Source organism: Janibacter indicus (assembly GCF_900176385.1).
Taxonomy (GTDB): Bacteria; Actinomycetota; Actinomycetes; order Actinomycetales; family Dermatophilaceae; genus Janibacter; species Janibacter indicus.
The window spans coordinates 287,363-298,735 of the sequence record NZ_FWXN01000002.1 but is presented as its reverse complement, the minus strand read 5'-3'; the positions used below and the strand labels follow the sequence as shown (position 1 = coordinate 298,735).

Here is an 11,373-nt window from a genome sequence, read left to right as displayed (position 1 = left end):
GCCGGTTGTCGCCGGCGGGGCCCTCCCTTCGCCCGAGCAGGACTGCATTGCCCTACGGCAATGCAGAGCCTTGACGTCGAGAGATTGCATTGCCGTAGGGCAATGCAGAGTCCACGCAGGTCAGGCCCAGAGGAAGGCCGTGCCCGGGTCGTGGAGCAGGGCACCGACGTCGGCGAGCAGCTTGGAGCCGAGCTCGCCGTCGATCAGCCGGTGGTCGAAGGAGAGCGCGAGCTGGGTGACCCAGCGCGGCTCGATCGATTCGCTGCCGTCGGCGGCGGTGACGACCCACGGCATGCGCCGCACGGCCCCCAAGGCGAGGATCGCGGCCTCGCCGGGGTTGAGGATCGGGGTGCCGGTGTCGACGCCGAAGACGCCGACATTGGTGATCGTCGCGGTGCCGCCGGACAGGTCGGCTGGCGGCGTGCGGCCCTCTCGGGCCGTCGCGACGAGGTCGCCGAGCGCGGCGGCCAGGTCGTGCAGCGAGAGTCCGTCGGCCCCCTTGATGTTGGGCACGAGCAGCCCGCGCGGGGTCGCCGCGGCGACGCCGAGGTTGACCTGCGGGTGCAGGACGATCTCCTGGGCGGACTGGTCCCAGCTCGCATTGGCCTCGCCGTGCCGCCGCAGCGCCAGGCAGAAGGCCTTGGCGACGAGCAGCAGCGGCGTGACCTTGACGTCGGCGAAGGCCCGGTCGCGCTTGAGTCGGTCGACCATCTCCATCATCGCGGTGACGTCGACGGTGACGAACTCGGTGACGTGCGGGGCGGTGAAGGCCGAGGCGACCATCGCCTCCGCCGTCGCCTTGCGCACGCCCTTGATCGGGATGCGCACCTCGTCGACGGGCGTCCCCGCGAGATGCTGCGGCCGCTGGACGTGGGCCTCGGCGACCGGGGCGGCCGACGCCGTCGACGCACCCTCGACGTCCGCGCGGGTGACGATGCCGCCTTCGCCCGTGGGGGCCACCGACTGCAGGTCGACGCCGAGGTCCTTGGCGAGCTTGCGCACCGGCGGCTTGGCCAGGGCGCGGGTCTGCGCGCCCGTGAGCGGCTGCGCCGGGGCCGACCCATCGAGACGGCGCTGGCGCGCCTCCTCAGGGACCGGGGGTGCCGCGTCGGCGCCGCCCTTGCGGGCACGACGTCGGGTGCTGCCGGCCTTGGCGCCGTAGCCGACGAGGTTGGGGCCGGAGGCCTCCTCCGCCTCACCGGCCTCGGGAGCCGCCGGCTCCGGGTCGACGCCGGCGACCTCCACGGTGATGATCGGGGCGCCGACGTCGACGGTGTCGCCCTCGGCGACGAGCAGCTCGACGACGGTGCCGGCGAAGGGGATGGGCAGCTCGACGAGCGACTTGGCGGTCTCGACCTCGATGACGATGTCGTTGATGGCGACGGTGTCGCCGACCTTGACCTTCCAGGTCGTCACCTCGGCCTCGGTGAGGCCCTCGCCGGGGTCGGGCAGGTTGAACTTCTTGACGGCCACGGGGACTCCTGTCAGTGCGCGAGCGAGCGGTCGACGGCGTCGAGGACCCGGTCGAGGGTCGGGAGGAACTCCTCCTCGAAGCGGCTGGGCGGGTAGGGGATGTTGTAGCCACCGACCCGCAGCACCGGCGCCTCGAGATGGTAGAAGCACTCCTCCTGGACCCGGGCGGCGATCTCCGCACCCAGCCCGACGAAGGTCTGCGCCTCGTGGACGATGACGGCGCGACCGGTCTTCTTCACCGAGTCGGTGATCGTCGGCAGGTCCAGCGGGCTGAGCGAGCGCAGGTCGACGACCTCGAGGTCGCGGCCCTCCTCGCGCGCGGCCTCGGCCGCCTGCAGGCAGGTCTTGACCATCGGGCCGTAGCACAGGAGCGTCGCGTCACGACCCTCCCGGACCACGCGGGCGTCGTAGAGACCGAGGTCGGGGGCACCCCCTTCGTCGATCTCGGTCTCGCCGCGCTCGTGGTAGCGGCGCTTGGGCTCGAAGAAGATCACCGGGTCGTCGGTCTCGATGGCCTGCTGGATCATCCAGTAGGCATCGGCCGCATTGCTGCACGAGACGACCCGCAGGCCGGCGGTGTGCGCGAAGTAGGCCTCGTTGGACTCGCTGTGGTGCTCGACCGCACCGATGCCGCCGCCGCAGGGGATGCGGATGACCATCGGCACCCTGAGGTGACCGAGGGAACGCGCGTGCATCTTGGCGACTTGGCTGACGATCTGGTCGAAGGCCGGGTAGACGAAGCCGTCGAACTGGATCTCGACGACGGGCCGGTAGCCACGCAGCGCCAGACCGACGGCGGTGCCGACGATGCCGGACTCGGCGAGCGGGGTGTCGAGGACCCGGTGCTCGCCGAAGTCCTTCTGCAGGCCCTCGGTGATGCGGAAGACGCCGCCGAGCTTGCCGACGTCCTCGCCCATGAGGACGACCTTGGGGTCCTTGTCCATGGCCTTGCGCAGGCCGGCGTTGAGGCCCTTGGCGAGAGAGAGGCGCTGGCCGCTCATCGGGCGTCTCCTTCCTCGGCGAAGCCGGCGTGGTAGGCGAGGAACTCCTCGCGCTCGGCGTCGACGACGGGGTGCGGCTCGGTGTACTGGTGGTCGAACATCGTCGGCAGCTCCGGGTCGGGCATCTCCTGGCAGGCCGTGCGGATGCGCTCGGCGACCTGCCCGGCCTCGGCGTCGACCGCGTCGAAGAAGGCCTGGTCGGCGTGGCCACGCTCGGTCATGAAGCCGCGCATGCGCTTGATCGGGTCCTTGTGCTTCCAGATCTCGACCTCGGCGTCGCTGCGGTACTTCGTCGGGTCGTCGGAGGTCGTGTGCGCGCCCATCCGGTAGGTGTAGGCCTCGATGAGCGTCGGGCCCTGACCGCTGCGCGCCTTGTCGAGCGCGTCCTTGGCGACGGCATAGGTGGCCAGCGGGTCGTTGCCGTCGACGAGCACGCCGGGGAAGCCGAAGCCGCGGGCCCGCTGGTAGGGCGGGATGATGAACTGCTTGTCGTTGGGCTCGGAGATCGCCCACTGGTTGTTCTGCACGAAGAACACGACCGGGGCGTTGGTCACGGCCGCGAAGACGAGCGCCTCGTTGAAGTCGCCCTGGCTCGTGCCGCCGTCACCGGTGAAAGCCATGACGGCGCTGTCGCGCTCCGGGTCCCCGGTGCCCATGGCCCCGTCGGCCGTGATGCCCATGGCGTAGCCGACCGCGTGGAGCATCTGGTTGCCGATGACGATCGTGTAGAGGTGGAAGTTCTTTTCGTTGGAGTCCCACCCGCCGTGGTTAACCCCGCGGAACATCCCGAAGAGGCTCACCGGGTCGACGCCGCGGCACCAGGCGACACCGTGCTCACGGTAGCCGGGGAAGGCGTAGTCGTGGGGGCGCAGCGCGCGGCCGGCCCCGACCTGCGCGGCCTCCTGGCCGAAGAGGCTCGGCCACAGGCCGAGCTCGCCCTGACGCTGGAGGGCGAAGCCCTCGGCGTCGATGCGGCGCACGAGGACGAGGTCGCGGTAGATGGTGCGCGCGTCCTCGCTCGTCATGTCCTCGACGATCTGGGCGTAGGGCGCGTTGGTCGGATTGGTCTCCAGGCGGGTGCCCTCGGCGTCGACGAACTGGACCATCTCGGGGTTGTCGTCGGAGAAGTGCCCGGTGATCTGGGACGGTGGCGTCGGCCCCATCTCGGGCGAGGGCTCGAAGGCCCCCGCCACGTGTCCTCGGGTGCCGGCGTGGCCGGCGACGTCGCTGTCGCTCACGGTGTGCTCCCTTCGGCCCGGCCCGGGGGTCGCCCGTCCGCGGCACTGGGGGCGTCGACGTCGACGCCCCGGTCGGCTGCGGCGGGCTTGTGACCCGAGCCACAGTTCACTGGCTGGGGCCAACCTAGCGTCTCAACAGGTGGACGCCCAAACCGGTCCCGACCCACTGCGCGAGGGGGGCTAGGGTGCGCGCATGGACACCCCGCGGCTGCGCTCCGCCCTCGACCAGGTCCCCGCCTACGTGGCCGGCAAACCGCCTGCCCCGCGTGACGGAGTGACGGTCTACAAGGTCTCCTCCAACGAAAACCCGCACCCTCCTCTCCCTTCGGTCGTGGAGGTCATCCGCGAGGCGGCTGAAGGGGTCAACCGCTACCCCGACATGGGCGTCACGGCCCTCACCGACGCCCTCGCCGCGCACCTCGACGTGCCGCGCGAGCAGCTCGCGACCGGCACCGGGTCGGTGGGCGTGCTCGCGCAGATCATCCAGTCCACGTGCGACCCGGGCGACGAGGTCGTCTACGCGTGGCGCTCCTTCGAGGCCTACCCGATCGTCGTGGCGATCGCCGGCGCCGTGTCGGTCCAGGTGCCGCTGACCGACGACCAGCGCCACGACCTCGACGCGATGGCCGCCGCGATCACCGACCGCACCCGCGTCGTGCTCGTGTGCACCCCCAACAACCCGACCGGCACATCGGTGACCCACGCCGAGCTCGAGGCCTTCCTCGCCAAGGTGCCCCGCGACGTCCTCGTCGTCGTCGACGAGGCCTACCTCGAGTTCGTCGAGGGCGAAGGGGAGGTCGACGGCCTCTCCCTTCGCCGCGAGCACGGCAATGTCATGCTCCTGCGCACCTTTTCCAAGGCCTACGGCCTCGCCGGGCTGCGGGTCGGCTACGCCGTCGCGCCGGAGCCGGTGGCCGAGGCGCTGCGCAAGACCGCGACCCCCTTCGGCGTCAACCTCATCGCCCAGGCCGCGGCGATCGCCTCCCTCGAGGCGAAGGACGAGCTCGACGTGCGGGTCAAGGAGATCGTCGCCGAGCGCGAGCGGGTGCTCGCCGCCCTCGCCGAGGCGGGCTGGCAGATGACGCCGAGCCAGGCCAACTTCGTGTGGTTCCCGCTCGGCGAGCGCACGGCCGACTTCGTCGCGGCGTGCACCGAGGCGGGCCTGTCGGTGCGCCCCTACGGCAGCGACGGCGTGCGGGTGACGATCGGCGAGACCGAGGCCAACGACCGACTCATCGAGGTGGCCCGGGAGTTCCTGCGCGCCGCTTCCTGACACCCGTGGACTCTGCATTGCCCTACGGCAATGCAACCTCTCGACGTCAAGCCTCTGCATTGCCGTAGGGCAATGCAGTCTCACCCGGGCGAAGGGGAGGTCAGCGGGCCTCGGCCACAGCGACGGCTTCGGCGATCCGCCGCAGGATCGTCGAGGGGTCGTCCAGGTCGGCCCAGCCCAGTCGCACGAAGACCCACCCTTCGGCCTCGAGGGCCGCCTGCCGCGCCAGCTGGTCCACCATCACCTCGGGGCCGGTGTACTTGCCCTCGCCGTCGAACTCGATGGCGACCTTGTACTCACGCAGCGCGAAGTCCAGCCGGAACCTGCGGCCGCCCGCACGCACCCACAGCTGCGGCTCGAACTCCCAGGACCCTTGCCGCAGGATCACCGCGGTGAGGGTCTCGCCCGCCGACTCGTGGCGCGGATCGATGTCCGCCAGCCACGCTCGTGCACGGTCGATGCCCGTGGATCCCGCGTGCGCCTTCAGCGACGCCGCGATGTCCTCCACGGTGCACATACCCTGGGCCACGGCGAAGTCCGCGGCCACGAGGGCGCCCGGCGCGCTGTTGATCGCGGCCATCCCGACGATCGCCGTCGCGGGGTCCACGACGCGCACCGCGCCGCCCACCAAGGGGACGTCGACGTCACGGCAGGCTCCCCCCTTCGCCGCGTACTCGCTGACGCGCACTCCCGTGCGGGTCCGGCCGTGACCAGAACCGGCAGTCGCGATCTCCACGGTGGCCAGATCGCACCGGGCGATCGGCAGACCGAGCAACAGGGCCGCCGAGACGCGGCACGCGGCTGCCCCCTCCCCGAGGAGCCGCAACCGGGCGACCGTCCTCAGGACGTGCCGCTCGTCATCGGTCGCGTCCACCAGGCAGGAGTACCAACCGGGCGCGACGCGCCAGACCTGCTCGCGACGGATGAGGGCGGTCAGGTCGTGCCCGGAGATCCGCGCCTCACGGGCCTGCTCGGTCGTGAAGAGCGGGAGGCCGCGGAAGGCGGAGAGGTCGACGTGTCGCGCGATGACGGGTGCCATGCGACCACGTTGGTCGAATCACCGACCCGAGTCCCGGAGTTATCCACAGTGAGGCTGGTTGAGCCCCGCCAACTCTGCATTGCCCTACGGCAATGCAGAGTCTTGATCTCGAGAGAGTGCATTGCCGTAGGGCAATGCAGAGTCCGGGGGTCAGCGGTCGAGGTCTTCCTTCTCCGGCAGGACCCAGTTGAGGATCATCGAGACGATCGTGATGACGAGGGCACCGATGACCGCGTCCCACCAGAACTCGGTGATCTCGAAGTCCAGGCCCAGCGGCGAGGAGATCCACTCGGTGAGCTGGAGCAGGAAGGCGTTGACCACGAAGGTGAACAGCCCCAGCGTCAGGACGATGAAGGGGAAGGTCAGCACCTTGGCGATCGGCTTCACGACCGCGTTGACGACACCGAAGATCAGCGCAACGAGCACGATGGTCGCGAACTTCGAGGCGAAGGTCGCGTCACCGTCGGCCAGGTGGATCCCGTCGATGAGCCACGCGGCGACCCACAGCGCCACGGCGTTGACGCCGGTCCGGATGAGGAAGTTGGTCATGGGCCCAGCATGGCAGCACACGTGACCATGGGCACAGGACCCGCCCGACGGGCGGCGGCTGTGGTCCCCTAGTGGGTCATACTTGACCGGCCGGTAGCGAGGGAGCACCGGTGATGGAGGAGAGACGGATGAGCGACGGCCGCCCCGGACGACGGCACGACCTCTGGGACGAGGACGACGACCTCGGCACCACCTCGGGCCCAGCCGACACCTCGGCCGCAGCCGGGAGCACCGCTGCGGCGACCCCGACGAAGGGGGACGAGCCCGCCCCGTCGAGGCACTCCCGTCGCCGGGACGAGGCCGCGAGCAAGCGCAAGCGCTGGCTGCTGCCGATCGCTGCCCTGCTCGTGCTGGCCCTGTGCGGCGGTGGCGCCTTCGCGGCCTTCGGCCGCGGCGGTGACGACAGCGCGTGCGGCGGCGACGCCCTCACCGTCGCCGCGACCCCCGAGATCGCCGATGCGCTCGAGGACGCCCTGGACAAGGTGCGCGAGCAGGACGAGTGCGCCAACTTCGACGTCTCGGCCACCTCGGCCGCCGACGCCGCCCAGGGCATCAACGATGGCACCGCCCCCGATGTCTGGATCCCCGACAGCTCGACCTGGATCGACGCGGTCGACCCGGGCAAGAGCACGGGCCAGTGGCTCGAGGGCCAGTCGATCGCCTCCTCCCCCGTCGTCCTCGCGACGAGCGACGAGCAGAAGGACAACCGCACCGGCTTCACCTCGTGGTCCTCGCTGCTCAACCAGGACGGCGGCCTGCGCATGGCCAACCCCGACTCCGACACCGCGAGCCGTCTGGCCTTCCACGCCAGCCGCATCGGGCAGCCCGGCCGGATCGGTCTCGACACCGGCAAGCGACTGATCTTCATGTCGCGCTTCGCCGCCCCCTCGATCGACAAGCTCCTCGACGACTACGCCGCCGACCCGAGCAAGACCCAGCCCTTCCCCGCCTCCGAGCAGCAGATCGCCGCGTGGAACGCCGACAACGGTGACGCCTCCCCCCTTCGCGCGGTGATGCCGAAGAAGGGGACGTTGACGCTGGACTACCCGTGGATCACCAACCCCGAGCTCGCCGGCGACGAGCTCAAGACCGCCGACCGGGCCCGCACCGAGCTGGGCTCGCTCGAGGTGCGCGAGGCCCTCACCGAGGCCGGCTTCCGCGACTCCAACGGACAGGGCGGCCCCGAGATCGACGGTGCCACCCCGCCGAAGCTCACCGAGCTCGAGCCGCTCGACCGCAACGAGCGGATCTCCGCCGTCGAGCAGTGGGACGTCATGCGCACGGACATGCGCATGCTCGCGCTCGTCGACGCCTCCGGCTCGATGAAGTGGGACAGCCCCACGCCCGGCGAGACCCGGTGGGACGTGACGAAGGGGGCGCTCACCCAGGGCGCCGACATGCTCCCCGCCGGCAGCCAGGTCGGCGCGTGGGTCTTCAGCAGCGGCCGCAGCAAGGGCAAGGACTACGAGGAGCTCGCCCCGGTCAAGCGGCTCGACGCCGCCGCCGGCTCCGGCTCCCACCGCGACCGGCTCAAGCGGATCGTCGCGGGCAGCGACAAGCTCGTCGAGGGCGACACCGCGCTCTACGACTCGATCTGGGCCGCCCACCAGCAGATGGTCAAGGACTACGACGACGACTACGTCAACTCGATCGTCGTCTTCACCGACGGCGAGAACGACGACCCCAACGGCGGCCTCTCGCTCAACCAGCTGCTGAGCAAGCTCGACACGTCCTACGACCCGAAGCGACCGGTCCGGGTCATCACCATCGGCATGGGCGAGGCCAACCCCACGGCCCTGCAGAAGATCGCCGACGAGACCGGCGGCACGAGCTACATCGCCGAGACGCCCGACGACATCGAGCGGGTCTTCGTCCAGGCGCTGCTCGCCCGCCGCAGCTGACCCCGCCCTTCGAGACCCTCGGCCGCAGGCGGCCTCGCTCCTCAGGGAGCGGGGCAGAGTCACGAGACGGTCAAGGTCGCGGCGGGGCAGTCCCCGCCGCGACCACCGCGGTGGCACCATGTCCGGCACCGGGCACGCACCCAGTGCCCCCCTGCTCGATGGAGGATCCACCATGCGCCGCGCCCACGTCGCTCTCTTCGCCTCGCTGACCCTCGGGGTCAGCGCCCTCACCGCCTGCGGGTCCGACTCGCTCGAGGGCTCCGACTCCGGCGGGGGCGGCGAGACCGCCTCCGCGGCCGAGGTCGAGGTCGACGACGCCGTCGCCGAGCTCGTGCCCGAGGACATCAAGAGCAAGGGCACGCTCAACATCGGCTCCGACGCCTCCTACGCTCCCAACGAGTTCCTCGGGGACGACGGCAAGACCGTCGAGGGCATGGACGTCGAGCTCTTCGACGCGGCCGCCGCCAAGATGGGCCTGAAGACGAAGTGGAGCAATGCCTCCTTCGACTCGCTCATCCTCGGTGTCTCCTCGGACAAGTACGACGTCGCGGTCAGCTCCTTCACGATCAACGACGAGCGCAAGAAGCAGGTCAACATGATCAGCTACTTCGACGCCGGCACCCAGTGGGTCACCGCCAAGGGCAACCCCGGCAAGGTCGACCCCAAGGACCCGTGCGGCGCGACCGTCGGCGTGCAGAAGGGCACCGTCCAGTTCGACGAGCTCGAGGAGCTCAACAAGAAGTGCGACGACAAGATCAAGATCGTCGTCGAGCAGGAGCAGTCCAAGGTCACCGCGAGCCTCGTCTCCGGCAAGACCGAGGCCATGGCCGCTGACTCCCCGATCAGCCTCTACGCCGTCAAGCAGCAGGGCGAGGAGCTCGAGGCCCTCGGCGACATCTACGACTCCGCCCCCTACGGCATCGTCATCCCGAAGGACCAGGAGGAGTTCGGCGAGGCCATCGCCGCCGCCTTCGAGTCCATGAAGGAGGACGGCACCTACGAGCAGATCCTCAAGGACTGGGGCAACGAGTCCGGCGGCATCGACGAGTTCGCCGTCAACCCCTGATGTCCGACACGAGCAGCGCGGCGGTCCCCCCTTCGTCCGACGAAGGGGGGACCGCCCCCGTGTCCGAGGACGCCGGCCCCATCGACGCCGTCCCGGTGCGTCACCCGGGTCGGTGGGTGGCCCTAGTGGTCATCGCGGTGATCTTCGCGATGATGATCTCCAGCTTCGTCACCAACCCGCGGTGGGACATCCCCTTCGCGCTGCAGGTGATGAACTTCAACCCGGTGCTCGAGGGGCTGCTCAAGGGCACGATCATCGCGACGATCGGGTCGATGATCATCGGCGTCAGCCTCGGCATCGTCATCGGCGTCATGCGGCTCTCGGACAACCCGGTGCTGAAGTTCGTCGGCTTCCTCTACACGTGGTTCTTCCGCGGGATCCCGCGCCTGGTGCTCGTCACGCTCTTCGGTACCGGCATCGGCTACCTCTATCCGCGCTTCGACATCGGGCCCTTCCCCTTCAGCCAGCAGCTCGCCGGCTACCTCGGGCTGAGCAGCGACCTCACCCTCTTCACGCTCAACGTCAACCAGATCAGCACGACGCTCATCTGGGGCATCATCGCGATGGGTCTGTCCGAGGCGGCCTACATGGCCGAGATCGCCCGCGCCGGCATCATGTCGGTCGACGAGGGCCAGCGCGAGGCCGCCGCGGCCCTGGGCATGAAGCCGAGCCTGTCGATGCGTCGCATCGTCCTGCCGCAGGCCATGCGGGTGATCATCCCGCCGACGGGCAACGAGACCATCGCGATGCTCAAGGACACCTCGCTCCTGGTCGCACTACCGCTGGGCACCGAGTTGTTCAACCAGACCTCGATCATCGGCAACCGGACGCTGAAGATCATGCCGACGCTCGTCGCTGCGTGCGCCTGGTACCTGATCCTCACGTCGCTGCTCATGGTCGGGCAGTACTACCTCGAGCGGCACTTCGGTCGCGGCTACGGCAACACCCGCACGCAGACCAAGGACGACACCACCCGCACCCGCCTCATGGGCCTGACGATCGGAGGCGGCAAGTGAGCCAGCCACTCGTGCGCGCGGTGCAGGTGCGCAAGTCCTACGGCAGCAACGAGGTGCTCAAGGGCATCGACATGGAGGTCTCCCCCGGTGAGGTCGTCTGCCTGCTCGGGCCCTCCGGCTCGGGCAAGACGACCTTCCTGCGGTGCATCAACCAGCTCGAGGACATCCAGGCCGGGCGGATCTTCGTCGACGGCGACCTCATGGGCTACAAGCTCAAGGGCGAGCGCCTGCACCGGCTGAAGGACAAGGAGATCGCCGCCCAGCGCCGCGAGATCGGCATGGTCTTCCAGCGGTTCAACCTCTTCCCGCACATGACGGCCATCGACAACGTCATGGAGGCGCCGGTCCGCGTGCAGGGCCGATCCCGGTCCGAGGTCCGTGCCGAGGCGACCGAGCTGCTCGACAAGGTGGGCCTCGGCGACAAGGGGCACGCCTACCCCAACCAGCTCTCTGGCGGCCAGCAGCAGCGCGTGGCCATCGCCCGGGCCCTGGCGATGAAGCCCAAGCTCATGCTCTTCGACGAGCCGACCTCGGCGCTCGACCCCGAGCTCGTCGGCGAGGTCCTCGAGGTCATGCGCGACCTCGCCGGTCAGGGCATGACGATGATCGTCGTCACCCACGAGATGGCCTTCGCCCGTGACGTCGCCGACCGGGTCGTCTTCATGGACGCCGGCGTCGTCGTCGAGCAGGGCAAGCCGAGCGAGGTCATCAACAACCCGCAGCACGCGCGGACCAAGGACTTCCTCAAGCGACTGCGCGCCGAGCACGAAAGGGTCGCCGAGGCCGTCGCCGACCTGGGGTGAGCGACCGCCTCGGC

The 11,373-nt window shown here is 70.0% G+C and carries 10 protein-coding genes; 5 read left to right on the top strand and 5 right to left on the bottom strand.

The annotated features are described in order from the left end of the window. Positions 1–120: 120 nt before the first annotated feature. From B9B60_RS03265 to pdhA, 3 genes are read right to left on the bottom strand one after another with little or no spacing between them, the layout of a single operon-like run. Positions 121–1,473 carry a dihydrolipoamide acetyltransferase family protein gene (locus B9B60_RS03265; protein WP_084449836.1) on the bottom strand — a complete coding sequence of 451 codons (1,353 nt, stop codon included), beginning with the start codon at positions 1,471–1,473 and terminating at the stop codon, positions 121–123. An 11-nt stretch (positions 1,474–1,484) separates the two neighbouring features. Beyond that, positions 1,485–2,474: an alpha-ketoacid dehydrogenase subunit beta gene (locus tag B9B60_RS03260; RefSeq protein ID WP_084449835.1), complete on the bottom strand. Its 990-nt coding sequence runs from the start codon at positions 2,472–2,474 to the stop codon at positions 1,485–1,487. Further along, entirely contained in the window at positions 2,471–3,712 is a 1,242-nt protein-coding gene (pdhA, locus tag B9B60_RS03255) for a pyruvate dehydrogenase (acetyl-transferring) E1 component subunit alpha (protein WP_200811138.1), read from the bottom strand. Before pdhA ends, B9B60_RS03260 begins: the two co-directional genes overlap by 4 nt. A 193-nt stretch (positions 3,713–3,905) precedes the next feature. Between pdhA and hisC the strand changes: the two genes are divergently transcribed. Next, complete coding sequence (gene hisC, locus B9B60_RS03250; RefSeq protein WP_072625655.1) at positions 3,906–4,985, top strand: histidinol-phosphate transaminase; 1,080 nt, start codon at positions 3,906–3,908, stop codon at positions 4,983–4,985. Between the two features lie 100 nt (positions 4,986–5,085). Here the strand turns inward: hisC and B9B60_RS03245 are convergent, their stop codons facing one another. Then, positions 5,086–6,024, bottom strand: coding sequence for an endonuclease domain-containing protein (locus tag B9B60_RS03245; RefSeq protein ID WP_084449834.1), 939 nt, complete (start codon positions 6,022–6,024; stop codon positions 5,086–5,088). A 150-nt stretch (positions 6,025–6,174) separates the two neighbouring features. Continuing rightward, the gene (locus B9B60_RS03240) at positions 6,175–6,573 is read right to left on the bottom strand and encodes a phage holin family protein (protein WP_072625657.1); all 399 of its coding nucleotides are present in this window, start codon (positions 6,571–6,573) and stop codon (positions 6,175–6,177) included. A gap of 128 nt (positions 6,574–6,701) precedes the next feature. Here B9B60_RS03240 and B9B60_RS03235 point away from each other — a divergent pair, with 128 nt between their 5' ends. The 4 genes from B9B60_RS03235 to B9B60_RS03220 all read left to right on the top strand — a co-directional run bounded on the left by B9B60_RS03235 (position 6,702) and on the right by B9B60_RS03220 (position 11,359). Further along, the gene (locus tag B9B60_RS03235) at positions 6,702–8,474 is read left to right on the top strand and encodes a substrate-binding and VWA domain-containing protein (protein WP_159451142.1); all 1,773 of its coding nucleotides are present in this window, start codon (positions 6,702–6,704) and stop codon (positions 8,472–8,474) included. Positions 8,475–8,646: 172 nt separating this feature from the next. Next, positions 8,647–9,540 (top strand): ABC transporter substrate-binding protein, encoded by an 894-nt coding sequence (locus B9B60_RS03230; protein ID WP_084449832.1) that lies wholly within the window; start codon positions 8,647–8,649, stop codon positions 9,538–9,540. Then, complete coding sequence (locus B9B60_RS03225) at positions 9,540–10,556, top strand: amino acid ABC transporter permease (RefSeq protein ID WP_084449831.1); 1,017 nt, start codon at positions 9,540–9,542, stop codon at positions 10,554–10,556. Before B9B60_RS03230 ends, B9B60_RS03225 begins: the two co-directional genes overlap by 1 nt. After that, positions 10,553–11,359 (top strand): amino acid ABC transporter ATP-binding protein, encoded by an 807-nt coding sequence (locus B9B60_RS03220; protein WP_084449830.1) that lies wholly within the window; start codon positions 10,553–10,555, stop codon positions 11,357–11,359. The genes B9B60_RS03225 and B9B60_RS03220 overlap by 4 nt, the downstream gene beginning before the upstream one ends. Positions 11,360–11,373: the final 14 nt, after the last annotated feature.

Excerpts from the sequence above, each read along its gene's own strand:
- B9B60_RS03225 (WP_084449831.1), top strand. The coding sequence starts at position 9,540 with ATGTCCGACACGAGCAGCGCGGCGGTCCCCCCTTCGTCCGACGAAGGG.
- B9B60_RS03245 (WP_084449834.1), bottom strand. The coding sequence starts at position 6,024 with ATGGCACCCGTCATCGCGCGACACGTCGACCTCTCCGCCTTCCGCGGC.
- B9B60_RS03235 (WP_159451142.1), top strand. The coding sequence starts at position 6,702 with ATGAGCGACGGCCGCCCCGGACGACGGCACGACCTCTGGGACGAGGAC.
- hisC (WP_072625655.1), top strand. The coding sequence starts at position 3,906 with ATGGACACCCCGCGGCTGCGCTCCGCCCTCGACCAGGTCCCCGCCTAC.
- B9B60_RS03260 (WP_084449835.1), bottom strand. The coding sequence starts at position 2,474 with ATGAGCGGCCAGCGCCTCTCTCTCGCCAAGGGCCTCAACGCCGGCCTG.
- B9B60_RS03240 (WP_072625657.1), bottom strand. The coding sequence starts at position 6,573 with ATGACCAACTTCCTCATCCGGACCGGCGTCAACGCCGTGGCGCTGTGG.
- B9B60_RS03230 (WP_084449832.1), top strand. The coding sequence starts at position 8,647 with ATGCGCCGCGCCCACGTCGCTCTCTTCGCCTCGCTGACCCTCGGGGTC.